The 24,271-nt window shown below is 49.9% G+C and carries 23 protein-coding genes and 1 other RNA gene; 9 read left to right on the plus strand and 15 right to left on the minus strand.

All coding sequences use genetic code 11. The features are described 5' to 3' along the window. The first annotated feature begins 3 nt into the window (after positions 1 to 3). Complete coding sequence (locus J7619_RS05140; protein WP_291195019.1) at positions 4 to 1,035, plus strand: RluA family pseudouridine synthase; 1,032 nt, start codon at positions 4 to 6, stop codon at positions 1,033 to 1,035. Positions 1,036 to 1,085: 50 nt separating this feature from the next. Beyond that, positions 1,086 to 1,529, plus strand: a complete 444-nt coding sequence (locus J7619_RS05145) for a GNAT family N-acetyltransferase (RefSeq protein WP_106597281.1) — start codon at positions 1,086 to 1,088, stop codon at positions 1,527 to 1,529. A gap of 35 nt (positions 1,530 to 1,564) precedes the next feature. Here the strand turns inward: J7619_RS05145 and trmD are convergent, their stop codons facing one another. From trmD to fabG, 10 genes are all read right to left on the minus strand, one after another. After that, positions 1,565 to 2,239 (minus strand): tRNA (guanosine(37)-N1)-methyltransferase TrmD, encoded by a 675-nt coding sequence (gene trmD, locus J7619_RS05150; protein WP_291196490.1) that lies wholly within the window; start codon positions 2,237 to 2,239, stop codon positions 1,565 to 1,567. Then, positions 2,229 to 2,789 carry a ribosome maturation factor RimM gene (gene rimM / locus J7619_RS05155; RefSeq protein WP_291195026.1) on the minus strand — a complete coding sequence of 187 codons (561 nt, stop codon included), beginning with the start codon at positions 2,787 to 2,789 and terminating at the stop codon, positions 2,229 to 2,231. The genes trmD and rimM overlap by 11 nt, the downstream gene beginning before the upstream one ends. A gap of 90 nt (positions 2,790 to 2,879) precedes the next feature. After that, complete coding sequence (locus J7619_RS05160; protein ID WP_291195029.1) at positions 2,880 to 3,461, minus strand: 30S ribosomal protein S16; 582 nt, start codon at positions 3,459 to 3,461, stop codon at positions 2,880 to 2,882. A 142-nt stretch (positions 3,462 to 3,603) separates the two neighbouring features. Further along, positions 3,604 to 5,115, minus strand: coding sequence for an OmpA family protein (locus tag J7619_RS05165; protein ID WP_291195032.1), 1,512 nt, complete (start codon positions 5,113 to 5,115; stop codon positions 3,604 to 3,606). 63 nt (positions 5,116 to 5,178) lie between these two features. Further along, an RNA gene (rnpB, locus tag J7619_RS05170) (RNase P RNA component class A) lies at positions 5,179 to 5,588 on the minus strand. A 108-nt stretch (positions 5,589 to 5,696) separates the two neighbouring features. Beyond that, positions 5,697 to 7,037 carry a DUF4403 family protein gene (locus J7619_RS05175; RefSeq protein WP_291195035.1) on the minus strand — a complete coding sequence of 447 codons (1,341 nt, stop codon included), beginning with the start codon at positions 7,035 to 7,037 and terminating at the stop codon, positions 5,697 to 5,699. Positions 7,038 to 7,131: 94 nt separating this feature from the next. Continuing rightward, on the minus strand, positions 7,132 to 8,115 hold the full coding sequence (locus tag J7619_RS05180) for a DUF2027 domain-containing protein (RefSeq protein WP_291195038.1): 984 nt from the start codon (positions 8,113 to 8,115) through the stop codon (positions 7,132 to 7,134). A gap of 53 nt (positions 8,116 to 8,168) precedes the next feature. Continuing rightward, positions 8,169 to 9,137 (minus strand): DUF2279 domain-containing protein, encoded by a 969-nt coding sequence (locus tag J7619_RS05185; protein WP_291195041.1) that lies wholly within the window; start codon positions 9,135 to 9,137, stop codon positions 8,169 to 8,171. 19 nt (positions 9,138 to 9,156) lie between these two features. After that, positions 9,157 to 11,229 (minus strand): VWA domain-containing protein, encoded by a 2,073-nt coding sequence (locus J7619_RS05190; RefSeq protein WP_291195044.1) that lies wholly within the window; start codon positions 11,227 to 11,229, stop codon positions 9,157 to 9,159. A gap of 74 nt (positions 11,230 to 11,303) precedes the next feature. Beyond that, positions 11,304 to 12,050: a 3-oxoacyl-[acyl-carrier-protein] reductase gene (gene fabG, locus J7619_RS05195; protein WP_223403474.1), complete on the minus strand. Its 747-nt coding sequence runs from the start codon at positions 12,048 to 12,050 to the stop codon at positions 11,304 to 11,306. Positions 12,051 to 12,200: 150 nt separating this feature from the next. On the opposite strand from fabG, the gene yiaA reads away from it, so the two are divergent. Together yiaA and J7619_RS05205 are read left to right on the plus strand one after the other, a co-directional pair. Continuing rightward, positions 12,201 to 12,635: an inner membrane protein YiaA gene (gene yiaA / locus J7619_RS05200; RefSeq protein ID WP_291195051.1), complete on the plus strand. Its 435-nt coding sequence runs from the start codon at positions 12,201 to 12,203 to the stop codon at positions 12,633 to 12,635. 44 nt (positions 12,636 to 12,679) lie between these two features. Continuing rightward, positions 12,680 to 13,390 (plus strand): SDR family oxidoreductase, encoded by a 711-nt coding sequence (locus J7619_RS05205; protein WP_291195054.1) that lies wholly within the window; start codon positions 12,680 to 12,682, stop codon positions 13,388 to 13,390. Between the two features lie 208 nt (positions 13,391 to 13,598). Here the strand turns inward: J7619_RS05205 and J7619_RS05210 are convergent, their stop codons facing one another. The 3 genes from J7619_RS05210 to J7619_RS05220 are packed head-to-tail and all read right to left on the minus strand — an operon-like array spanning position 13,599 to position 16,222. Beyond that, the gene (locus J7619_RS05210; protein ID WP_291195057.1) at positions 13,599 to 14,678 is read right to left on the minus strand and encodes a hypothetical protein; all 1,080 of its coding nucleotides are present in this window, start codon (positions 14,676 to 14,678) and stop codon (positions 13,599 to 13,601) included. Further along, a complete protein-coding gene (locus tag J7619_RS05215) occupies positions 14,675 to 15,313 on the minus strand; it encodes an ATP-binding cassette domain-containing protein (protein WP_291195059.1) in 639 nt (212 codons plus the stop codon). Before J7619_RS05215 ends, J7619_RS05210 begins: the two co-directional genes overlap by 4 nt. A 15-nt stretch (positions 15,314 to 15,328) precedes the next feature. Then, positions 15,329 to 16,222, minus strand: a complete 894-nt coding sequence (locus J7619_RS05220; RefSeq protein WP_291195062.1) for a hypothetical protein — start codon at positions 16,220 to 16,222, stop codon at positions 15,329 to 15,331. A gap of 298 nt (positions 16,223 to 16,520) precedes the next feature. Here J7619_RS05220 and J7619_RS05225 point away from each other — a divergent pair, with 298 nt between their 5' ends. Both J7619_RS05225 and J7619_RS05230 read left to right on the plus strand, forming a co-directional pair. After that, entirely contained in the window at positions 16,521 to 17,555 is a 1,035-nt protein-coding gene (locus J7619_RS05225; protein ID WP_291195065.1) for an isoaspartyl peptidase/L-asparaginase family protein, read from the plus strand. Positions 17,556 to 17,593: 38 nt separating this feature from the next. Continuing rightward, positions 17,594 to 19,015: an alpha-L-fucosidase gene (locus J7619_RS05230; protein WP_291195068.1), complete on the plus strand. Its 1,422-nt coding sequence runs from the start codon at positions 17,594 to 17,596 to the stop codon at positions 19,013 to 19,015. 91 nt (positions 19,016 to 19,106) lie between these two features. On the opposite strand, the gene J7619_RS05235 is transcribed toward J7619_RS05230, so the two are convergent. After that, positions 19,107 to 19,394: a hypothetical protein gene (locus J7619_RS05235; RefSeq protein WP_291195071.1), complete on the minus strand. Its 288-nt coding sequence runs from the start codon at positions 19,392 to 19,394 to the stop codon at positions 19,107 to 19,109. 216 nt (positions 19,395 to 19,610) lie between these two features. Here J7619_RS05235 and J7619_RS05240 point away from each other — a divergent pair, with 216 nt between their 5' ends. Further along, positions 19,611 to 21,074, plus strand: coding sequence for an alpha-L-fucosidase (locus J7619_RS05240; protein ID WP_291195074.1), 1,464 nt, complete (start codon positions 19,611 to 19,613; stop codon positions 21,072 to 21,074). Positions 21,075 to 21,141: 67 nt separating this feature from the next. On the opposite strand, the gene J7619_RS05245 is transcribed toward J7619_RS05240, so the two are convergent. After that, positions 21,142 to 22,221, minus strand: coding sequence for a glycoside hydrolase family 76 protein (locus tag J7619_RS05245; protein ID WP_291195077.1), 1,080 nt, complete (start codon positions 22,219 to 22,221; stop codon positions 21,142 to 21,144). 216 nt (positions 22,222 to 22,437) lie between these two features. On the opposite strand from J7619_RS05245, the gene J7619_RS05250 reads away from it, so the two are divergent. Together J7619_RS05250 and J7619_RS05255 are read left to right on the plus strand one after the other, a co-directional pair. Further along, positions 22,438 to 23,049 carry an RNA polymerase sigma factor gene (locus tag J7619_RS05250; RefSeq protein ID WP_291195080.1) on the plus strand — a complete coding sequence of 204 codons (612 nt, stop codon included), beginning with the start codon at positions 22,438 to 22,440 and terminating at the stop codon, positions 23,047 to 23,049. Between the two features lie 77 nt (positions 23,050 to 23,126). Further along, positions 23,127 to 24,209, plus strand: coding sequence for a FecR family protein (locus tag J7619_RS05255; protein WP_291195083.1), 1,083 nt, complete (start codon positions 23,127 to 23,129; stop codon positions 24,207 to 24,209). The last annotated feature ends 62 nt before the right edge of the window (positions 24,210 to 24,271 follow it).

Below are 24,271 nucleotides of genomic sequence, written 5' to 3' on the forward strand. Positions count from 1 at the left end.
AGAATGTCCGTAGAACTAGTTGATATTGCCTCCGAAGAGGACGATTTATTCGAACATTACCGCATTGTCGCCGACAAGGGCCAAAGCCTCATGCGGCTCGATAAATTCCTGAATCTTCACGTAGCCAACGCTTCCAGGACAAAAATACAAAACGGTATCGAAGCGGAAGCGGTAAAGGTAAACGGCCAGCCAACGAAAGCCAGTTATAAGGTCAAGCCGCTGGATATAATCACGCTTTCGCTCCCCGAGCCACCCCGTGACACCGAAATTGTACCGGAAAACATTCCGCTGAATATCGTGTACGAGGACGATGTGCTGATGATTATCAACAAGCCGGCGGGCATGGTCGTCCACCCCGCTTATGGCAACTGGACAGGCACACTCATCAACGGATTGGTATATCATTTCCAGCAACTCCCAACCGGCCGGAATGGAGAAGGCCGTCCGGGGCTTGTACACCGCATCGATAAGGACACTTCCGGCCTGCTGGTGATCGCTAAAACCGAATTTGCGATGACATTTCTCGCCAGCCAGTTCGCCGATCATTCCATAGAACGTACCTATCACGCATTGATATGGGGCCAACCCAAAGTTGAAAAAGGCACTGTTACCGGCCACATCGGGCGCAGCGTGCGCGACAGGCGTGTAATGGACGTGTACGTGGACGGCAGCCAGGGCAAGCGCGCAGTGACGCATTATGAGGTAATCAAACCGCTTCGCTACGTTTCGATGATCAAATGCAACCTCGAAACCGGCCGGACGCACCAGATCCGCGCGCACATGAAGCATATTGGCCACCCGATCTTCAATGACCCGATGTATGGAGGCGATAAAATCCTCCGGGGCGTGTCGAGCGGCAGTTATAAGGCGATGGTCGAAAACGGTTTCAGCCTCATTCCCGGGCAGGCGCTACATGCCAAATCGCTCGGCTTCATCCACCCTACCACCCGCCAGTGGATCCAATTCGACACCGAATTGCCCGAAAATTTCCAGGCGATTCTCGAAAAGTGGGAAAACTATGTGAACTCTCAGTAGGAAATAGTATATTCTGAATTCTTAACCTTTCTAATCAATAAACCACTAACATGAATATTTCGACCAGGCAGGGAACAGCAGAGGATATACCCGCAATTTTTGAATTGGTGAAGGAGCTTGCGATCTACGAACGGGCTTTGAACCAGGTAACCAATAATGTCGACAAAATGACCCGCGATTACAACGAAAAGCTTTTCGACTTTTTCGTCGCCGAAGTGGATTCAAAGATCATCGGGCTTTGTCTTTACTACTATCGTTACTCCACCTGGAAGGGAAAGCGGCTTTACATGGAGGATATCATCGTCACCGAATCCATGCGGGGTAATGGGATTGGCAAAATCCTTTTCGATGCCACGGTTGTCGCTGCAAAGAATGTTGGCTGTACGGGGATGATGTGGCAGGTACTCGACTGGAATACGTCGGCGGTTAACTTCTACCGCAAGTACGGCACCAATTTCGATAATGAATGGATCAACTGTAACCTGGACTTTTAAAAGATTACAGCCTCAAAATAAAGGCCGGGCCGTTGTCATTGCAACAGGTCCGGCCTTCTTTCTTTCGTCCTTTTGAGCGATTGCTCGTAACGCCACTCCTCAATCTTCGCTTCATGGCCCGACATCAGGATTTCGGGCACTTTATGGCCTTCAAAATCGGCCGGGCGCGAATATACGGGAGGGGCTAACAAATTGTCCTGAAATGAATCGGTTAACGCGGAGGTTTCATCATTCAAAACGCCTGGAATAAGGCGAATAATCGCGTCGGCAAGTACTGCCGCGGCAAGTTCCCCTCCCGACAATACGTAATCGCCAATGCTGATTTCCTTCGTCACAAACAAATCCCGCACACGCTGGTCGACGCCCTTGTAATGCCCGCAAAGCATCATCAGGTTGCCTTTCAGCGAAAGCTGGTTCACCATTGGCTGACGCATCTGCTCGCCGTCGGGTGTGAGGTAAATGATCTCGTCATACGCCCGCTCTGCCTGCAATGCACGTATGCAGCGCGCGATCGGCTCGATCTGCAACACCATTCCCGCACCACCTCCGAATGCGTAATCATCGATTGTGCGGTGCTTGTTCGTGGAATAGTCACGAATGTCATGGATTACCACTTCCACATGATTTGCCTGCTGCGCCCGCTTCAATATCGAATGCGCGAAAAAGCTATCGAGCAGACTGGGAACACAGCTTAGTATATCAATCCGCATCATCGGGAATACTTTCTGATGAATTGTCGAGATAAACTTCCAACAAACCTTCCGGCAGGTTTACCAGCAGCGATTTGGCGTCCTTATCCGCCTTGATCACAATATCATTGGCAGTAGGGATCAATACCTCCGAGCCCTGGTAATCCATCGCGATCAGATCCTGGCCATTCAGTGAATATACTTCGCGTACAACACCCAGTTCGCCCTTCGTTTCATCCACTACTTTAAATCCTTTGATCTCGTGGTAGTAGAATTCGTCGTCATCAAGCTCCTGTAATTCTTCCAAAGGCAGGTAAAGCGAGCTTCCTACGAGCGCCTGTGCTTTCACGATCGTGTCCACATCTTCGAAAGTCACGATCGCATTGCTCTGCTTCTGCAAATTGATGTCTTCGATGAAGTAAGGCACCAGTTCTCCCTTGATCTCGACGTAAACCGTTTCGAGGTCTTCATAATCATCCGGATAATCCACATCCAGATAGATTACCACATTGCCTGCGGTGCCGTGTGTCCGCACGATATAGCCCAATAAATAACAGTTGTCCTGCGTCATTTGCGGGATTTCAAATTTTGGTTCTGTATAAAACAATATGAGTCTGTGCGGAATACCGACAGACCCATAGCGCAATGTATGTACATTAAATTATTCTGCTGACTCTTCTGCCGGAGCATCGGCTCCCGGAGCATCGGCTTCTGCTGCATCAGTTGTATCCGCCGCATCACCAGCTTCATCAGCCACTTCCTCAGTTGCAACTTCTTCCACAGGAGGAGCGTTTTTCTTAGCGATAGCCTCAGCGCGAGCTTCGTTAACTTTACGTTCAGCGTCAAGTTTCGCTTTCTTGTCAGCCTCTTTCTGCTGTGCCAAAGTATCGGCAGCAGTAGTTTTACGGTCTGTTTTAGATCCTTTCCACTCTTCGAAACGAGCATCAGCAACTTCCTGCGTGATAGCGCCTTTCAAAACACCTACTTGAAGGTGCTTGCGAAGCAATACGCCCTCGTGTTGCAAAATTGAACGAGCTGTATCAGTTGGTTGAGCTCCTTTCAAAAGCCAGTCAACTGCTTTGTCTGATTCCAAAACGATGGAAGCAGGGTTGGTACCTGGGTTATAAAGACCCAATTTTTCGATGAAGCGACCATCACGTGGTGCTCTGGCATCTGCGACTACGATATCATAGATCGCTTTCTTTTTGCGTCCCCGACGCGCTAATCTGATTTTAACTGCCATTTGTGAATTTGTTATGGTTGGGAACTCGTCCCGTAATTAAACAGGGTGCAAAGGTACGTAAAACTTTCCTGTTTTTTGATATGGGCAAATAAAAAAGGGAGACAATTTCTCGTCTCCCTTTTCAGTGTATTTCCCAAAACTACTAGCGGCGGAAACCAGCCGGGTAAGTAGAGCGGATTGTATTGTTAGGCAGGATCTTGATCTCAACACGACGGTTAGACTGCAAACCTTCCACAGTTGTATTTTCTGCGATTGGGCGATATTCACCGTAGTACTCAGTGATGATACGGCTAGGATCTGTCAAACCTGCACGAACCAGGAAGCGTTTCGCTGCATCCACACGACGACGTGACAGAGATACGTTGTAGCTGTCCGAAGCACGGGCATCGGTGTGACCTACGAGTACAATGCGGCAGTTGGTACGCATGTTCAGGAGCTCAACCACTTTGCTAAGGGTTTCTTTCGAAGCATTGCGGATAATCGCTTTATCAGTATCGAATTCGATGTTGCTGAACAACGCTTCGCATTCGTCTTTCGGCAGGTTGTTTTTGATAGCGTCGCGGATAATTTTGTCGATATCCAACGCTACACCACCACCTGATACAATGCTACCCGCAGGAGTATTCGCTTCTTTGTCGAACAGGTCGGCTACACCGTCACCGTCGGAGTCAGTATAAAGACGTGGATCAACCGGCTTCGGCATATTCGCTTTTGCAATTGAATCCGCATCGTTCATCGTCGGGTTATAAGGTACCGGGATCAGCTGCTGAGGGTTAGCCCAGCGCAGGTGGTAACGTCCGGCAGCCGGATCGTATTTTCCGTCTTTTGCTCTTACCGCGTTTTTACCGAGCTTATAAGTCAGTGCGAGCGACAACATTCCGTAAGCATCGTTTTTAGAGTCACCTTTCGCGAAGGTCCAGATGCCTTGTTGTGAATCGTAGTCGCTCAATCCGCCGACGGTCGCATCCAGTTTTTCTGTGTTCACGAAATTATGCGTGTAATCCAAACCGAGGTCAAACCGCGAACTCAATTCATAATGCACTGTAAAACCAACAGGTACTACCCACTCACGAGTGTACGTAGATCCATTACGCTCCCATTTACCAGCCGTTTTGGAACTGGCGTCGGTGTTGGTAGAAAAATGCTTCTCAGGCCCCCCTTTGGTGACGTTGGTATAGTCAACATCCGTGTGGTAGTAGATAATGCCTCCCCCGAGATGAGCATCTACTTTCCAGCGGCGAAGCTTGTTATAGCCGAGCAGTAGGCGGTTCACATTCAGTGTTCCATCCAATGTCAACTGAACAAATGAAGGGCTGTTGAAAGTCGCGCTGTAAGTATCACCGCTCAAAGAGCTCTGGTGATTGTCTTTGGCTCCCTGGAGACGACCGTTATAGCCAGTCAGCTGGATACCGAACAGTGGTGTAAGTTGCTTGTTCAATGAAAGCCCCCATGCACCTGTCAATTCTTCCCGGTCTCCACGCTTGAAGCCATTGTACTGGGTCAAATCTCCGAAGAATTTTGTAATCCCTCCGTAACCTGTGATCGACCAAGTGTTCATTTTGTTAGGTCCTTCATAGGTGCGGTTTTGAGCTTCCGTATTGTAGCTCAGGAGGGTAGAACAAAGTAAAGCAACGTAAAGATTCTTTTTCTTCATGGGAAACACGCGTTATGTGATTCAATTCAAATATAGCATTATAAATAAATTCAAAAATCAGAAAAAAGGCCAAAGCCTGTAAGCCGGATTCTGTGACTTCGATCAGGAAAACCTGATCTCCGTTCCTGCCATTTATCCAGGATTCCGGTCACCCGGAACCTCTAACGATCTACCCGTATCGGCGCCCCGGAGAGCAGGGACGAGTAGCCCCATTAACCGACACCTATTTGATCTTTCAGCCCGTAAGGTTTACCATGCATTCCCTGTCACCAGGAAACCGGTGGGCTCTTACTCCACCTTTTCACCCTTACCGAGGCATACAAAAAATATGCCAGGGCGGTATCTTCTCTGTGGCACTTGCTGTCAGCGCACCGTCACCAGTACACTGCCTTCCCGTTAGGAAGTACGGCACTCTGTGCTGCCCGGACTTTCCTCCCCGGTTAAAAAACCGCAGCGGCAGGACAGCTTAGACCTTTCCTCTGACCACAAAGCTAAGAAATACTTTCTTTCGATCAGCAGTCAATATACCATAAAAAGTAAAAAATTATGGCACTTACGCTGAATATTGTACAAATTTTTGATCAGATTCCTTTCAATCCGTCGACTTTCAAATTCACTTTGCCGGTCGCAAATACAACAGAATAAAGATGTTTCGGAGTGAGGTAAACCTTATCGGGTACAATATCGGAAAGTATTCCTTTTACAACTACACCTTCGGTGACTTTATAGTTGGCCAACGTTTTCTGAATCGTATTTTTGGCATCGGCAATCTGCCCTCCTACCGGGAACACCATCCGTTTTTCCATCATCCTGCTAAACTGCCCCTGCAAAAGCCAGCCAGCCGTCCGGACGATCGAATTTTTGGTATCCAGGTCGTAATCAAGGCCTTTGAGCGACAGTTGCTGCGTGGCAGGATCATAGTAAGGGATTCCCTTTAGATAAATATCCCCGCTAATACTTCCTTTCAAACCTGCCTTGATCACCAGCCGGTCGTTCTGTCCGTACATTTCGATGGAAGTAACCTCTACATGATACTTCCCGCCCAAAAACGAAAACTTCTCCCCGGCAAACTGTTTGGTAGCCAGCCTGGCGGCATCCTCGTAAGACACGAGACTGATCAACCCGATCTTGAAGTCGTCCTGAACTTTCTCCACAATGCGCAGATCGGGCAGCTTATGTACAGGAGGGACGGCCGGCTTTACAGCCGACGTAATGGTTTGCGTATAGCCTTTAATGCCGATCACCGAGCGGAGGACATTGTTTTTCGCCAATAGCGGCGTCATCTCCACGCCGGTAGGCATAATTACCAGCCACGTATCATATTCCTTTGCAAGCATCACCGGCTGACGCGCGATGTTCCAGGCAAGCTCCGCATTCTTTTTGAGCTCCAAATTCGACGCGACTTGTTCGTCGATTGCCTCCGTTATCTTTTCAAAATTCTTGTTCAGCATACGGCTCACCATCCCTTTGATAGGAATATTAATACCCGCCACACGGATATTCGGCTCGCTGATCCAGTCGTAGCTGTCCACATACGTTTCCGATTTGATCTGCCATGACGGTGTGATGCCTATCTTCGAAATCAGCCGGATGCGGATGGAGAATTCGGTATCCTTATAGCCCGACATCGTCATGCCCAGCGGACTGACCTTATACCCCGCGCTTACCCAGATTTTCAGCGGCACTTCAAAAAGGAACGACGAATCTATCGCTACAACTTTAATCGGACTGATCTTCCAGACCTTCGCTTTCAGGTTATCGTTATTCTCATCCTCATAACTGTTATCATCGTAGATCAACCCTTTGATCTGGTTATTGATCTGTTTTTCGATTTCCGCTACCGGGATCTCGACCGGCACATTCAGCACCGACAGATGTTTCTCGTTCTGGATCTCCTTATCCGAATATTTGTATTCTTCCATAGGGGCCTTAGGGGAGGTTTTCTTAGAACCGCAGCTCCAAAAAACAACGGCTGCCAAAGCGATTATCAGAAAATAACCGCGCCTGACGTAGACATTACTTGATTTTGACGAGGGTTGCACCGTATCCGAATTTCTCTTTTAATGCATCTTTAAAAAATTGCACATGCTGGTTTTTGCCCAGCCTGCGGTGCAGCTCGTTTTTCAGCACACCGCTGCCTGCGCCATGTATAAACGTGATTTCCTCCATTCCGTTGGCGATGGCCGATTCCAGATTACTCTCGAAAACGTCGAGCTGCTTTTTCAAGATCTCGTCGTTCGACAGGCTTTTAGAATTGTTAACCAGCTTTTCGATGTGCAAGTCGATCACCTGCTCCGGTTTCGGAAGGGTCTTCTGCTCCGGCGACGACTGGCCGAGCATGCTGGCCTTGATCTCCCCCGCCACATCCTCTGAAATACCGGGCGTCTCGCGTTTCAGGCTTTCGTCATCCAATTGATACACAAATCCATCCTTCGCGAGTACAGGCACCTTGCCCTTGTTTTTATAAAAAGACTGCGCACGGCAACGAATGCGCTTGTTCAATCCAACGGGCAACTGGTGATTACCCTCGCGAAAATACAATGCATGGATGTCAAACACCGGCCATGATTCAAAATCCTTCATCTCCACTTCGGTCAGCTTCTGCGAGGTGCGCGGTTGCAGCACGCCGGCCGCTAACCCCCTGCTCACCGATTCGGAAGCCGCTACGGCCGTGAATGGCAATATCCAGTCGGTATTGTTGATCACATGGACCGTTAACGTGCGGTCGTTCACGGAAATGAATGCCAGGTAAACACCTTTTTCAGCGAATGGCGCATTACGCGGAACGATCACATCCGCCCGCGCGGCTACCGCCTTCGCTTCTTCCGGTTTTACCATTCGCTGCGATTCCACCGGCGAAATCGTCACAATCTCATTCCTCAGCACGGGAATGCGAAACCCGTCCTCAATCTCAATTTCGACCACGTTGCCAGGCAGAAAAGCGTAAATAACCCCCTCTTCCCTGCCGTGTACCAATCGTACTTTATCTCCGATATTCATAGTAAATAGTGCTTTCTCGTCATTCGAACCGCTTATTGGTTCAAACAATGTTTTTAAAAATAAAATGGTTTGAAACCGACGCCTTTTCTGCTGAACTGCAATGCCGGGGCCGGGATTTTCAGGGAGTTGGCCAGAAAACCCAGCGTCTTAACAAACTTGCTCCGGGTTTTGATCTTCGTGAGATCGATATCCAGCGACAAATAATACTGCCGGTAAGGCCGGTACCCCATTTCAATGCTCTTGTCGGTCTCCGCCGAAACCATGTTCTCAATCCCATACCCTACTGAAAAACAAAGCCAGGCAGGCCAGTTGGAACCCCTAAAAAATGATTTCGGGCTCGCCGAGAACCAGTACGTCTGCCCGTTGTAGTCTTTCAGCCAGCGCTCCGACCAACTGCTTCCGAGCAGTTGCGGCCGCACATGCGCCAGCGATGTGTAGTGAAATGAAAACTTGGGTTGTATACGAACCTCGTCCCACAATGCTATCTGACCGAGGTACAGCGCCGACCCCGTGATGTTCGCGATCATATCGCCAGGCGAAAAACCATAGTCGGGCGAGAAGCCATCCAGAATCTCAATCGGTGTCTGAAAAATCACCCCGGAAATAGCGCCGTAGACCAGCATTTGTCTTTTCGAAATACCTGTTTTTTTGTACAATGCCGCCGTGTGCCGGGCAATCTGGTACGATGTGTAAAGGTGCCCCATTTTGTCCATTTGTAGCCACTCGTGACTATCATCCTGGATGGTAAATTTGGTCAGCGGATTCTTGTACCATGACTTGCTTAGGCCGTAAAGCGTTCCAAGATAAATCGCCGATTGAGCCGCAAAAATGCCGCGGAGCAGTTTGTAATTAGGCCGTACTTCCGGCACAGAGTCACGGAAAAACGTATCCCGGGCAAGCGTGTCCCGGACAAGCGTGTCCCGGACGAGCGTATCCGCGGAAGGTACGACGACCTGCGCATATGCGGGATGCAGCGTTCCCGCCAGCAGACAAATCAGTAAGCAATGAAAAGTAAAACGCATTCGATCATATCGGGGGCATTTAATAATCGCCATGGTATTTTCGCAGTCCCCACTCCGCCCCCAGCAGCACTACGAGCAGGAAGAACAGCCATTTCAGATAGATCAGTTCAACCATGTCCTCGGTGCTGTCCAGCCTGTCGGCCGGGCGGTCAGTTTTTAGTTTTTGAATAAATTGTTGCAACGATGCCGGCGTCATAAACGTGCCGCCCGACCGCCGCGCGAGATCGCGGAGCATTCCGAAATCCGCCGTGGTATTACTCAGTTCAAGATCGGCATTGCGGATCACAAACTGACCTGATACATTTTCCTGTTTCCCTTTCAATGTCGTGGAAGCCGCATAACGATAAACGCCGTCGGCCAGCCCGCTCACATTGAACCTCGGTGTCTCCTTCGAATGCGTGTACGTGAATTGCTTGCTTTTGCCCTTTTCATCCACCAATTCCAGCTTCACTTCCTGACCGAAAATCGGCTCGTAAATATCATTGTAAACTTCGGTCTGAAATGCCACCTGCTCACCCGCCTCGAACTCGTTACTAATTGGATACACGCGGAATTTTCGTCGGTCTTCCTTCACCGAAAGGACCTGGATCAGCTTCTGGAAAAGGTTATCCACCACTTCCTGCTTGCTGGTTTGGGCAAATTCTTCCTGCCGCCATTGCCAGATCCCCTCTCCCGCCAGCACAGCCGTTTTCTGGTCGCCGTTTGTATTCAATACCAGCAGCGGCTTACTCGTATTGAGTGTACCTACTTTCTGGTACAATATGGTTTCGGTCCCCGACGACACGTTGTATTCACCAAAAGGCACCGAAAGCGGCGGAAGGCGTTCGAGCAACTTCAGGCTCTCGGCATCCAGGTTCAACTGTGAAAACGAGGGATTGAACCGCGCCGTGACTTTATCGACCTGATTATTCGCGGAAGCATTGATAAACAGCGACCGGTTCAGCGAACTGGCCAGCGGCACCGCCGATTGATTTCCCAGAATGAAAAACAAAGGCATTTTAGCATCCAGAAATTTGCGAACCTGTGCATTACCCAGCCCGAGCACGTTCGGAATCTGGTGCAGAATTACCAGGTCGTAAGGCTTTGTACTGGCCGGCGGATTGTTGGCAATGGATAAGATATTGATATCCAACTCATAATTATCATTCGCCTCGATCACGCTCCGGATACTTTTGATATCGGGATGCGGCGCGAGCGCCATGAGCAGGATTTTTTGCCGGCCATCGATAATATCGATGTAAACATCCTTCCGGTTGTTCCTGCCCGAAGTTTCGCCCGAAACCGCACCTAGCTCCACAGTATAATGCTGAACGCCCTTTTGCGCAGAAGAAGTTTTGAAATCAAATGCCTTGAAATAATCCGCACGGTCGATCACCACGGGCTGACTCTGGATTACACGTCCGTTTTGTTTTAAAGTCACCGTGGTACTTTTCCCCTGCAAGCCGTTCGCGGCGATCTCCGCCCGCACCGGAAACTCGTTACCGAGGTACGCAATGCGATTGCTCACCACATCTTTCACCCGGATATCCAGCTTAGGCACCGAGTCACCCACTGCCAGCGTATTGACCCTGAACGGGTAACGGTTATAGGTTGGTGAAACGCCCTGGTTCACAATCCCATCCGACAGCAATACTACGTCGGTCAGGTTCCGGCCTTCGAAATTGGTACGGACTGTCTGCAACAGCCCTGCCAGATTGGTTTTGTTTTGATTAAATGCAAGGGAATCCGCATTGCTTTCGGTGCCTCCGAGGGATTCAATACTTACCTCGAAGCCGGAGTCGTTCAGTTCGCGGGCAGCGGCCTTCACCTGCTCCATCGCAGCCTGACCGTGTTTACCAACAGATTCGGAATTATCGATCGCGAAAACGATCTTGGCCTTATCGACCGAAGTTTGCGTACGCCGCACCAGCGGGCTTAGCAGCAGGAAGCAAATCAACGCAACCACAATCCCACGCACAGCTGCCAGCGCATAATTCAGTTTCTTACCCCAGGCCGGTTGCGGCTGATACAGCAGCCAGGCATAGGCCAGGCCCGCAACTACGCAGAAAATGATGAACCAGTAAGGGGTTTGGAATATGAGCTCTGACCGCATGTGTTGGTATTCAATAGCTGGCGACGTTACAATATACAACGAAACCGCCAGCTATTAACTAACGAAGAAAGTCTCTATGTTAACATACCACCGTCGACCTGGATTACCTGGCCGGTGATATAACGCGACATATCCGAAGCGAGGAACACACAGGCATCCGCCACTTCTTCGGGCTGGCCTCCGCGCTTCATCGGAATCGACTGTTTCCAGTCTTCCACCGCTTTCGCGTCCACCGCATCGGTCATTTCAGTTTCGATAAAGCCTGGCGCAACTGCATTCGAGCGGATATTTCTGGAACCTAGTTCCAATGCGATCGATTTGGTGAAACCGATGATGCCGGCTTTGGAAGCAGCATAGTTCGACTGCCCCGCATTACCGCGTATACCGACCACCGATGTAATATTGATGATCGAACCGCTTTTAGCACGGATCATGGATTTTGTAGCGGCTTTGGTAAGGTTAAAAACCGATTTCAGGTTGATGTTCACTACCGTGTCCCACTGCTCTTCGCTCATACGCATGAGGAGCCCGTCGCGGGTAACGCCTGCGTTGTTGATAAGCACATCGAGCTTGCCGAAATCGGCAATGACGTCGGTAACGAGCTGGTCTGCGGCCTGAAAATCGGACGCATCCGAACGGTAGCCTTTCGCCTTCACACCGAACGCTTCCAGTTCTTTTGCCAAAGCCTCGCCTTTTTCGACGCTGGACAAATATGTAAATGCGACATCAGCACCTTCCTGAGCCAGGCGCAGCGCGATCGAACGTCCGATACCCCGCGAAGCTCCTGTTACCAATGCAACTTTATTTGCTACTAACTTCATAAATAGGATTAGAATCTGTCAAAATGTATACTGCCGGCAAAAATAGGATATTGGGCAGAGACCGGCAAATAAACGACGTATGGTACTTTATTACAAAATGATGTAATATTCAGGCAAAAAACCTTCTCCAACCATTTAACTTACACTAACATGAACACTACAAATGTCCAGAAAACATCAGGAGCCTTCATTGCCGCATCATGGATCGCATTGGGCGTGGGAATGGCGGGCTTCATCATCGGCCTCTGGCGGTCGGAAATGCTGCTGAGCGAAAAGGGATATTATTTTACGGTATTAATGTACGGACTATTCGCCGCCGTATCCGTCCAGAAAAGCGTTCGCGACCGGTTGGAAGGTGTTCCGGTGACGGGTATTTACTACGGTATCGCGTGGTTTTCCACGATCCTCGCGATCGTACTTCTCGTGGTTGGCCTCTGGAATGCCACATTGCTGCCCAGCGAAAAGGGCTTCTATGCCTTCGCCTTCTTGCTGGGAATTTTCGGGGCGATCGCCGTTCAGAAGAACACCCGCGACAATGCTATTTTCGAAACCGGTGGCTCATTTTCCAAACCTTCTGATCATTGATGCTGTTAAGCCGTTACGTATAATTTTGAAACTAAACTCAGGTAATGGCAGAAACAATCAAAACAGCCCTGATCACAGGCGGTTCCAAAGGAATAGGATACGGCATTGCCGAAGCGCTCATTCGTGACGGCATCCGTGTCGCAATTACCAGCCGGTCGCAACAGAATGCCGACGATGCGGCCAATGCATTGAACAAAATCCGTGAAGGCTATGCATTGGCCATCGAGTCGGATGTGAGGAATCTGGCGTCGCAGGAAAAAGCGGTACAAACCGTGCTAAGCCGCTGGGGCCGGCTCGATTACTTCATCGCGAATGCGGGCGTCGGCCATTTCGCACCAATCCAGGAGCTCAGCGCGGAATTGTGGCAGGAAACCATCGATATCAACCTCACCGGGGTATTTTTCAGTGCCAAAGCGTCTATCGCAGCATTGACGGAGTCGAAAGGATATTTTATCAACATTGCAAGCCTGGCAGGCACCAATTTCTTTGCCAATGGCACCGCATATAATGCCAGCAAATTCGGTCTGGTCGGCTTTTCACAGGCGATGATGCTCGACGTACGTAATGCGGGTGTGAAAGTAACGACCATTATGCCGGGCTCCGTGGCGACGGAGTTCAACAACCACGAACCATCGGATAAGGACGCATGGAAAATCCAGCCGGAAGACATCGGCCAGATCGTTTCCGACCTGATCAAAATGCCGGCACGGACACTGCCTAGCAAAATTGAGGTACGGCCTACTACGCCCAAGTAAGTTTCGTTTGGGAAATTTTTGGTCAGGTGTGGTCAAGTATTGTCAGGTGTAGTCAGGTATAGTCAAGTGTAGTCAGGTGTAGTCAGAACTATCAATGACAATTCCTGACCACCAATGACAACTCCTGACCAAAAATGACAACTCCTGACTACCAATGACAACACCTGACCATCAATGACCATACCTGACCATCAATGACCATACCTGACTACTTCTGACTGCTTCTCTCCCGAGGCCAGGATGCATAAAGCGAGAACAGCAATCCACATGCTGCCAGCAGAAGAAGCGGTATTTTATATAAAATCAATAAAGTAAGCCCAATAAATCCGAACAGGAATACTTGCATTGCATTTTCAGGTAGTCCTTTTTTCTTATATAAATATAGGTGAGAGACCAGGAGGATTGTCAGGCCAAGCAGGTACAACTGTGCCACCTCTGCAAAGCCGAGAGCGCCACTGCGAAGCACTACCATGGTTTCAGGAACGATCAGCACCATATGTGCTGCCAATACCCTGCCCCAACGTTTCCAGACCGGTACTGGCAGCGACCTTCCCCAGAGCCAGATCTCGCCTTCCCATTGATATAACTCCAATGAGAGCCCCAGGTTGAGCAGGTAAGCCAGCGACATGCCGACAGCCGGCATCCGGATGTCGTACTCACCGGTGCTATAATAAAGCATTGTCCCCGCAGCCACCAGCATCGCTCCCAGCTTCCCTACCAGCAATGTAATCCCTCGTTCCCTCACCAGCCATTCCATCGACCAGTACAGCCACGATGTCGGTCGCCGAAATGGCCATTTAATGAAGCTCCGACTGTTGACAGGAACATACAGAACCGGCTTCCTGATGCGCCATTCGGCGATTGAAGCGAGGATAAGCACCAGGCTAATGTAAAAAGGAATGATCGGCCAGAGGAAACCCAGCAGCTTGTCCTGAACAGCGATGATCAACAGGTAAACGCCGTAGTACAGAATGGGTTGAAGAAAGCCTAACGCCTGCATCGAAAACCTCCCCGCACGCGTGAGCGCAGGCCAGGTACGGGCATGAAAGATGAAGGTATATTCCGGCAGCTTCCAGGTATTCACCAGAAACTGGGCACATAGCAAACTGTAAGCCAGCCAGATTATAAAAAGGCTGAGCATTCCGTAAGTGTCAGTCAGGAAGAATACCGCGAACGCATGGTGCTCATTGGCACTCAAAAACCCGAAAAGCACGCCGAGCAAAACCAGGAACGTTCCGGCCCGCTGCCTGAAAAACGCCGAAACCGTGGAGAGCAGCAGCATTTTCATAGCGCATCGGTTGCTATGAGTGTTTTGTTTTTTAGCCGGAAACTCTGGGATACGTGCAACCCTTCCTGCTCGAAAAGCTGGTGCGACGACAGCAGAAATGTGACGCCGTTGTGATGATATTCCTTAATCAATTCGAAAAGCACTTCGCGGGCCTCGCGGTCGATGGTGATGAGCGGCTCGTCGAGAATAATGAGCGAAGGGTCACCCAGGAATGCCAGCAGCAGGGAAACCTTCTTCACCATTCCGCTGGAACAGCTGCCGAACGGATTTTGAAGATAATTAATGCCGAATGCTTCAATGAGCTTTTCGCTTTGCTCGCGAGATGTTTTCTGCGCTTCGGCCACAAAGGCGATCAAATCCGCAGGCGTCAGAAAGGAAGGGTAAAGCGGCTCGGCTTCCCCGAGGTTCAGGCGGAGACGGTATTCGACCGGGTCATTTTTCAGGTCATACTTATTATCAAGCCTCACACGCCCGTCAAATGGCAGCATCCCGGCCAGCGTCCTGAAAAGCGTCGACTTCCCCGCGCCGTTTTCTCCCTGTATCCAGTAAATGCCCTTTTCAATTGCAAAAGACGGGATCGAAAGGATTTCCCGCTCGCCATACCGCTGCGTCAGCTGACTGATTTCCAATACCATATCGCAGAATGGCCGTTATGAGGGAACAATATTAAACTCGTCTTTAAGCACCTGCAATGCTACGGATTCTTCGTAACGGTAAAGTTCTTTATTGAAAAGCGCATTATGACCTGCATTCTGCAAACTGATCCAGCTGTGCGTTGCGTACGGATCGTAGTTGAAATGTTTAAAACTATGGCCCGCATTGTTCATATCGGCAAACCATTTCACCCCCACATCCAGACGGTCGTAGGCCCCGAATGCCGCGCCTTTGCCCACCGGCATAGTGTCCTTTCGCGTTTTTTCGAGATCGATCATCGCCACATATTCATTCAACCGGCATTCGGGCAAAGGCCATGGCGCAGCACGGTCGACCACGAGCTTGTACTCGCCCGTACGGGCTTGCGGATAGGTGGTAGCCAGCTGCATCAGTTCCTGATAATCCGGCTTGTATTGCGTATATCTTTCAGAATCACACAGGCCCGCTTCTCTCGCAGGGCAAACCCAACATTGCCCGATACTGCCTATGCCGGACGCATCGCCGATACCATTAATATACTCCCCTACCAGATCGCTTTTGAAATACACGTCATTATGGATCACAAGCAGGTACTTCTGGTCCGACTTCTCCCAGGCATACTGGTAGCGCACCGCATGCCGATACCGCTTGAAATTCAGCAAAAAATCGAATTTTACGTTCTTGGTCCAAAGCCAGACGTTAGGTTTATAGTAGACGATCTTATCACCAAAATGATCAAAAATAAATTTGAAATTCGGTGGCTCCGGCTGCCTGGCTTCTTCTACAAAATAGATTTTATTGATCCATTGGTGCGAATGCTTCATGAGCGTTAGCAGTGTAATCGCCGTCTGATACGGCTTACCATAGGCATTGATCGCCACATCCACACGTGCTTTTGGAGAGTTCATCATCGTGTATGTCTTTCTTTTTCCCAACAAGTAGCCAAAGGTTGCCATTAAATCAGAAACCACCTGTTTTTCGTTTGAAAAAATTAGTAAGTGTATCAAAGCCGCATTCTCGGTCGCTTCTCATGCGGTTCCTTACAAATATTTCAAAATAAGATACTTCGACGAACAGATCATACGAAATTTCATATTTTCATTGATCACAAATTTCGCGGGGCGTATATTTGAAAAAATTTTAATTAATCCGCGGAATCATTTTTAAAATTTTACAAAACTACACTTACTATTCATAAACCCGGACACCATGAACACCAACCGCCGCTCCTTCCTCCGCTTGTCGGCCTTCGCCCTGCCTTTCACGCGCATCAATCAATTGTTTGCCAAAACGCCCGTGGCCGGCGCCAGCGGTCCTGTGGTGATCTCCACCTGGGACAGCGGACAAATTTCAAACGCCGCCGCATGGCCGGTATTGGAAAAGGGAGGCCGTGCCCTCGACGCAGTGGAACAAGCTGCGATCGCCATTGAAAACGATATCAATTGCTGCGTTGGCCTCGGTGGCAATCCCGACCGCGACGGACATGTGACGTTGGATGCATGTATTATGGATGAGAAGTCGAACTGCGGCTCGGTCGCATTCCTCGAAAGGATCAAACATCCGGTATCGGTGGCCCGCAAGCTCATGGAAACCACTCCGCACGTGTTTCTCGTAGGTGCCGGCGCACAGCAGTTTGCATTGGCGAATGGTTTCAAACTGGAATCCGGCAAACTTTCACCTGACGCGGAAAAAGAGTACAAGAAATGGCTCAAAAAGGCTGAATACAAGCCTGTTATCAATATCGAACACAAGCAATCGAAAGGCCACGGCCCATTTGCTCCTGCACGGCTGGACAACGGCGATTTCAACCACGACACCATGGGTACCCTCGCATTGGATGCGCAAGGTAACCTTTCGGGCATGTGCACAACGAGCGGTATGGGGTTCAAAATGCGGGGCCGCGTGGGCGACTCACCCATTATCGGCGCCGGGCTTTTTGTCGATAACGAAATCGGCGCGGCTACCTCGTCCGGTCAGGGCGAGGAAGTGATCCGCGTGGCCGGTACCCATTTGGTGGTCGAGTTTATGCGCAATGGCTCCTCCCCTGAGGAAGCCTGCAAAAAAGCGGTGGAAAGAATTGTGAAACGTGACCCCGAGCGTGCCAAAACTTTCCAGGTGGGTTTTCTGGCCATCAACAAGCAAGGAGAAGTAGGTGCCTGGTCGGTACAACCCGGATTTTCCTATACCATCACGACCGGCGATGGCAAAGGCAAGGTTATCGAGTCGAAAAGCTATTTCGCGTAAACCCGCATACAGTATTTACCAAACACTTAACCATTACAATGAACCTCAAATCGACAGCGGCCCTCCTGGCAGGACTGCTATGGGCTTCCGGATCGTATGCACAGCAGCATTCGGAGCAAAATCACTCCAAATACGTTGCCCCTGCCGACCCGCTCGTGCAGCAAAAGCTTTCCAAATGGCAGGACATTAAATTCGGCTTGCTGATGCACTGGGGAACATATAGCCAATGGGGCATTGTGGAATCATGGTCGCTATGTCCGGAGGATGAAGGCTGGTGCGAGCGCCGCGGGCCGCATGCTCACGATTGGTTCGAATATAAGAAGGCTTACGAGGACATCGCCAAAACCTTCAACCCGGTCAAGTTCAACCCGGAGCGCTGGGCAAAGGCAGCCAAGGGCGCAGGTATGAAATATGTAGTATTCACGACCAAGCACCACGACGGCTTTTCGATGTTCGATTCGAAATACACCGACTACAAGATCACCAACACGCCATTCAAAACCAACCCGAAAGCGAACGTTACCAAGGAAGTACTCGCCGCATTCCGCAATGAGGGCTTCATGACAGGCACCTATTTCTCGAAACCCGACTGGCATACAGACTCCTACTGGTGGCCGTATTTCCCGCCAAAGGATCGAAATGTTTCCTACGACCCCAAAAAGCGCCCCGAAATCTGGAACAAGTTCAAAGACTTTACCTACAACCAGATCGAAGAGCTGATGTCCGATTATGGTTCGGTAGACATTCTGTGGCTTGACGGCGGCTGGGTACGCCCGTTCAGCAGCATCGATACAACCATCAGCTGGCAGAAAACGATTCCTTACGACCAGGACATCGATATGGCGCGCATTGCTAAAATGGCCCGCTCGCATCAGCCCGGCCTGCTCGTGGTAGACCGTACGGTTACCGGCGAATTCGAGAACTATGTAACACCCGAGCAATCGATCCCCGATCATTATATGTCCATTCCATGGGAATCCTGCATGACAATGGGCGACTCGTGGTCTTACATTCCGAAAGAGAATTTCAAATCGACCCAGAAACTGGTCCATACCCTCGTTGATATTGTTGCAAAAGGCGGTAACCTCCTCCTCAACGTGGCTCCCGGTCCTGACGGCGAATGGCACGAAGAAGCCTACGCGCGCCTGGAAGAAATGGGTAAATGGATGAATGTAAATGGTGTCGGTATCTACGAAACCAAGCCACTGGCCCCATACCGCGCCGGCAAATGGGCTTACACCAAAAAAGGCACAACCACCTATGCGTTCTATCTGGCCGAAGCTGGCGAAAAGCTGCCCGCAAGCCTGAAACCGGAAGGTCTGGAAATACCGGCAAAAGCAAAAATCACATTTGCCGGTAATAAAAAGGCATTGAAAGTGAAGAACGGAGCGATTGAGCTACCCGCAAAAACCGTCGCAGACGTTGGTACACAACCTGCTTACTTATTTGTGATTAATTAGGATTTCGGCGGAAACGACTTATACATTTCGCCCCGGTTCAAAACACGTAAAAAGGTAACGCCGGGGTGAATGTACCTGCTGACGAAAAATACTACCATCCCATTTCCTTTTTCAGGTCAGAGACCGGGAGTCTGGGCTCGTCTTTTTCGGCACGCATCAGTTCAAGCAAGAAATAGTCGTTCAGTTTTTCGTTTTCGATGATGGACAGGATTTGCAGCATTTCGTTTTCGCTCCAATTACCACGTTGCTTCTTGACACTGAACGTCGGCGCCGGAATCCCGATCTGCTCAGCCAGGTAGGCATTTTTATAACCTGATTTATTGATCAAAGATGCCATGCTCTTTTTCAAAGCGATATAATTCTCAACGATATTCAACATAACGATCTTGATTTTGCAAGAAGTTGATATTTCTATTTTCTAAATTAAAATTAAGCTTTTTGTTATGTTGTATCAAGTTTTCAACCAATACATATTAATGAGCCTATGGTGATCAGAGAGGAACATAAGCAAAAAATTTGTGAACTCTTTTAAAAAAACGATCTTCACTTTCAATTTGCATCACCCCTGTCTGTATCATCAGAAACACCTTTTCAAATGATCAAAAAAATATCCGGTCTCCTCTGCCTGACGGCGTCGATCGCTTTTGCCCAAACTCCTCCGAAACCTTACGGTGCACTGCCGGCAGCGCGTCAGATCGCATGGCACGAAACCGAAGTGTACGGTATCATGCACTTCACGCCTACCACATTCGAAAACAAGGAATGGGGCTATGGCGATGCAGATCCCAAAACTTTCAACCCAACCGATTTCAATGCCGACCAGATCGTACAAGCTGCAAAAGCGGGCGGGCTGCGCGGAATTGTCCTTGTCGCGAAACACCACGACGGCTTTTGCCTCTGGCCGACCAAAACGACTGACTACAATATCACCAAAAGCCCGTTCCGTGGCGGCAAAGGCGACCTCGTGCGTGAGGTGGCGGACGCAGCACGCAAACATGGGCTAAAATTCGGGGTGTACTGCTCGCCCTGGGACCGCAATAATGCCAAGTATGGCACGCCGGAATATATTAAGATCTACCGCGAGCAGCTCCGCGAGTTGTACACCAACTACGGTGACCTGTTTATGTCGTGGCACGACGGCGCAAATGGCGGCGACGGCTACTATGGCGGCGCCAGAGAAAAGCGTTCGATCGATAACACCACCTACTATCAGTGGGATTCGACCTGGACCAATTATACCCGCAAGTTGCAACCGAATGCCAGTATTTTCAGCGACATCGGCTGGGACGTGCGCTGGGCAGGCAACGAGGACGGCAGCGTAAACCCTACTTCATGGGCGACGCTTACACCGAAGCCATCCGAGGGGCAGAATGTAGCGGTACCAGGCCAGGCCAATGCCACCGAAAACCCAGGCGGTACCCGCGGCGGAAAGTTCTGGATACCGGCGGAATGCGATGTGCCATTGCGCAAAGGATGGTTTTACCATGCCAACGAGAAGCCCAAAACACCGGAAAAGCTTTTCGACCTCTATCTGAAAAGTGTGGGACGCGGCGCAGCCCTGGACCTAGGTCTTGCACCCGATACCCGCGGTCAGTTGCATAACGACGATGTAGCGGCGCTCAAAACATTCGGCGACCATGTCAAAAATACCTTTGCGACAAATCTCATCGGGCGGGCCTCCTCAAAAGCGGTAAATGTCCGTGGTTACAACTCCGTTTACAGTGCCAAAAACCTGCTCGACGGCAAAACTGATACTTACTGGGCAACCGACGACGATTTCAAAACCCCGGAAGTAGTCATTGAAATGAACCAGCCGGTCGTGTTTGACATCATCAGCTTGCAGGAGTATATCAAGCTCGGCCAGCGCATTGAGGAATTCGCTGTCGATGCATGGATCGGAAACGAATGGAAGGAAGTGTACAAGGGCACCAGCGTAGGGGCGAAGCGCATCGCAAAGCTCGACGTGCCGATCACCTCCAACAAAGTACGTCTCCGCATCACCAAATCGCCGGTAAGCATTGCGATCAGCGAGTTTGGGGTTTATAAGGATACGGAATAGCAGCGATAACAAAATAAAAGAGGGCCGGAACTTGATAGTTTCGGCCCTCTTTGTTTACAACCTGATATTACTCCTTCGCCAGCCGCTCCAACCTTGCATACATTTCCAGCATCGCGCCCTGATCGATGAGCGTTTTTACCGGTTTGCGGCCGAGAAGGTTTTTGCCGTCACGTTCTTCTTTCCAGATTCGTTCGGCATCGGCGATGAAGATTTGATAGTCCCCCGCCTGCGGGTCGATTTTGTAAAGTTCTTCAAAACCGCGTAACAGCACCACATTGAACCAATAATTGTCCGGCAGCTTGTTGTTCTTGTAGAAATGCCTTTTTGAACCGTCTGCCAATGCTTTCGCTTCGTCCAGGTATTCCTTTTTACCGGTGATATTATGCAGCAAAACCGCGGATTGCAGCATGGTACCGGTGTTATACGAGTACTTGGCTGAGTCAATTTTCAACGACGGGACTTTGATGGCGTCATAATACGTCCCATCGCTGGCGCGCAGGTTCTTTTTGGTCCAATCGTATAGGTTAATCGCTGTTTTGAGATATTCCGGCTCCTTTTTGATCTGGTACAACTGCAAAGCCACGAGTATTCCAGGCCCATTCGAACAGGTATTTTTCGTATTCTTTTCATCCTCCTTCCAATAGAGGCCGCCGCCCGCCTGATCGTCGTAGCCGGTCATCATAAACCGGTAAATTTCCTCCGCGATGCTCAGGTAGTCCTTCTCGCCTGTGCGGTTGTACGCATCCAGGCACGCGATCGCGATCCATTGGTTGTCGTCATAAAACCGGGAGTCCTTTTGTTCGCTCGTCACATACGCCTGATACCCCGGCGCAGGTGCGCTGGTGTTGTAATACTGGCGGATGGCCCCCAAAATCGGTTTCATATATTGCTTACCCGGGCTCACTGCTTCCGATTCGGTCGCTGCTTGGAGCAATGCGCAAAGCGGCCACAGATAGGAATGCGGCTTCTCGTTCTTGCCATTTGTTTCAATAAAAAGGCCTGTCGACGACTCGTAAAAGACACCCTCAATGTTGTGAAGAATTTGTCCGCGGCGCGATTTATAGTCGGGCGCGGCGGATTGCGACACGGCGAGGTCGAAGCGGGCAATGCCGAGTAAAACCAGCGCCGTTGTGTACATACTTTTCATAAAATTATTTCGGTTTTTGAGTAGAAGGACGCCCTGAGAGGTTCTCTACTTGAAAGATCCTCTTCAAAATTGCCGGTTTAAAAATCCGAATAAACGGCTTTCTGGTAAAATAGAATAATAAAATTTGGTTATTCCAATAATATACAAAACACTATTTCATATCCGGATCGCACCACCTATTTTTGATTAAATCCCCCATTAACCTGACTAACCTTTTTGGCTGCATTGGACAAACATACCGACGATGCCGTGCTTTGGAATTCGTTCCGTGGTGGGGACGAGCACGCATATACGGAGCTTGCGAGGCGCTATTACCGGACACTTTTTCAGTATGGCCAGCGGTTCACGCCCAATATGCAGTTGATCGAAGATGTGATCCAGGATCTGCTGATACATTTATGGCTTCACCGCACTACCATCAATGAGACTCCTTCAGTGAAGTTTTACCTTATCAAGGCATTCCGGCACCGGATGCTGAAAACGATCAAACCGCTCTCAGAGGAAACCTCACTGACCGACGGATGCGATAACCTCCTGTCCGAATTTTCGAGCGAGGACAACTGGATTGACCGCGAAAACGATCTGGCGCTGAAAAAACAGGTCCGCACAGCCATCCACCAGCTACCGGCGCGTCAGCAGGAAGTTATTTACCTGCGTTTTTTTCAAAACCTGATGCCCGAGGAAATAGCCGGGCTTCTGGCAATCAATGCACAATCGGTCAGCAATATCATCCAGCGGGCATTGTCCAATCTACGCGGACTGTGGCGTACGCCCCCTTCCATTTCAGTTATTTTTTGCTCTTTTTGCCAAATTTCCTCCTGGCTCTGATTTAGTTTTAAAAATTTTTAATCCAAAGCGAGTATTCCGGCGGAATAAACGGATAATGCATAAAAGCGCGTTACTCCATGTCTCACGACCGATCCGACCATTTACTGCAATCGCTCCTCGGAAATCCTGCATTCAGATGTTGGGCGGAAGGCCGGTGTGCCGAATATAACGCGGTGTGGGAGAAATGGGCTGCGGAACATGAAGATGGCCAGGCTATCCTCCGCCAGGCTGTGGAGATCGTGCGGGCCGTACCCGTTCGCGACGAACATTTGACGGACGAATACATCCATCGCAAAGTCAGCGACGCGTTGCAAGCCGCAAAACGGCAGGAGCAGATGGAGAATAGCGAAAAAAAAGAATCGTTTTTCCCCGTGTTCCTCTCAGGATGGAACGTCGCGGCGAGCCTGCTGATCGTCGCCGGGCTGTGCTTCGCATTGTTCCGCATTTACCACCGCGATCATCCTGCACCGAAGATGGCACAAACAAACCAGCCCGCGAATGCATTAAAAGAAGTGGTCAATATGGAACGGCCGTTCAAATATGTGCAGCTTCCTGATGGCAGTTCCGTGGTGCTGCACCGAAACAGTACACTTAAATACCCTCAGACCTTCACGGGCAAAAAGCGGGAAGTGTACCTGACGGGAGAGGCGTTTTTTGAAGTCACGAAGGACCCGGATCAGCCGTTTTTTGTATATGCGGGCGAATTGGTCGCCAAAGTGCATGGTACCAGTTTCAGCATCAAGGCCATTGCCGATGAAAAGGAGATTACCGTCGCCGTGAAAACCGGTAAGGTATCCGTGTTCAGTGAACGGGCTTCCCCTACTCTCCTGCTTACCTGCAACGAGCAAGCCACCTACGAGCGCGCACATGCAACGTTCGTGCGATCGGCGCTCAAAAGCTCTGTCCTACTGAATATCCCTATTGAAAATCAGGAATTTACTTATACTGAAACACCTGCCACGACGGTTTTTGACGCACTTGCAAAAGCTTACGGTGTGAACATTGCATTCGACCGGAACAGTCTGGCGCATTGCAGCATTACTGCGACGCTGGGCGACGAGCCGCTTGAAAACAAGTTGAAATGGCTCTGTACCATCCTGGAAGCAAAATACACGATTACCGAAGACAGCATTACCATTACCGGAAACCCATGCAACTGATTATTCACTTCAAAACCCGACTATTTGGATAAAAACAACAAAAGGTGAACGATGCTACCAAC

It is taken from the genome of Dyadobacter sp. (genome assembly GCF_017744695.1).
Lineage (GTDB): Bacteria > Bacteroidota > Bacteroidia > Cytophagales > Spirosomataceae > Dyadobacter.

Coding starts and splice junctions, on each gene's coding strand:
- J7619_RS05160 (WP_291195029.1), bottom strand. CDS start 3,461: ATGGCAGTTAAAATCAGATTAGCGCGTCGGGGACGCAAAAAGAAAGCG.
- J7619_RS05220 (WP_291195062.1), bottom strand. CDS start 16,222: ATGATGAACTCTCCAAAAGCACGTGTGGATGTGGCGATCAATGCCTAT.
- J7619_RS05185 (WP_291195041.1), bottom strand. CDS start 9,137: ATGCGTTTTACTTTTCATTGCTTACTGATTTGTCTGCTGGCGGGAACG.
- J7619_RS05230 (WP_291195068.1), top strand. CDS start 17,594: ATGAACCTCAAATCGACAGCGGCCCTCCTGGCAGGACTGCTATGGGCT.
- J7619_RS05205 (WP_291195054.1), top strand. CDS start 12,680: ATGGCAGAAACAATCAAAACAGCCCTGATCACAGGCGGTTCCAAAGGA.
- J7619_RS05235 (WP_291195071.1), bottom strand. CDS start 19,394: ATGTTGAATATCGTTGAGAATTATATCGCTTTGAAAAAGAGCATGGCA.
- trmD (WP_291196490.1), bottom strand. CDS start 2,239: ATGCGGATTGATATACTAAGCTGTGTTCCCAGTCTGCTCGATAGCTTT.
- J7619_RS05215 (WP_291195059.1), bottom strand. CDS start 15,313: ATGGTATTGGAAATCAGTCAGCTGACGCAGCGGTATGGCGAGCGGGAA.
- rimM (WP_291195026.1), bottom strand. CDS start 2,789: ATGACGCAGGACAACTGTTATTTATTGGGCTATATCGTGCGGACACAC.
- J7619_RS05180 (WP_291195038.1), bottom strand. CDS start 8,115: ATGAATATCGGAGATAAAGTACGATTGGTACACGGCAGGGAAGAGGGG.
- yiaA (WP_291195051.1), top strand. CDS start 12,201: ATGAACACTACAAATGTCCAGAAAACATCAGGAGCCTTCATTGCCGCA.
- J7619_RS05165 (WP_291195032.1), bottom strand. CDS start 5,115: ATGAAGAAAAAGAATCTTTACGTTGCTTTACTTTGTTCTACCCTCCTG.
- J7619_RS05140 (WP_291195019.1), top strand. CDS start 4: ATGTCCGTAGAACTAGTTGATATTGCCTCCGAAGAGGACGATTTATTC.
- J7619_RS05240 (WP_291195074.1), top strand. CDS start 19,611: ATGATCAAAAAAATATCCGGTCTCCTCTGCCTGACGGCGTCGATCGCT.
- J7619_RS05245 (WP_291195077.1), bottom strand. CDS start 22,221: ATGAAAAGTATGTACACAACGGCGCTGGTTTTACTCGGCATTGCCCGC.
- fabG (WP_223403474.1), bottom strand. CDS start 12,050: ATGAAGTTAGTAGCAAATAAAGTTGCATTGGTAACAGGAGCTTCGCGG.
- J7619_RS05225 (WP_291195065.1), top strand. CDS start 16,521: ATGAACACCAACCGCCGCTCCTTCCTCCGCTTGTCGGCCTTCGCCCTG.
- J7619_RS05190 (WP_291195044.1), bottom strand. CDS start 11,229: ATGCGGTCAGAGCTCATATTCCAAACCCCTTACTGGTTCATCATTTTC.
- J7619_RS05175 (WP_291195035.1), bottom strand. CDS start 7,037: ATGGAAGAATACAAATATTCGGATAAGGAGATCCAGAACGAGAAACAT.
- J7619_RS05145 (WP_106597281.1), top strand. CDS start 1,086: ATGAATATTTCGACCAGGCAGGGAACAGCAGAGGATATACCCGCAATT.
- J7619_RS05255 (WP_291195083.1), top strand. CDS start 23,127: ATGTCTCACGACCGATCCGACCATTTACTGCAATCGCTCCTCGGAAAT.
- J7619_RS05210 (WP_291195057.1), bottom strand. CDS start 14,678: ATGAAAATGCTGCTGCTCTCCACGGTTTCGGCGTTTTTCAGGCAGCGG.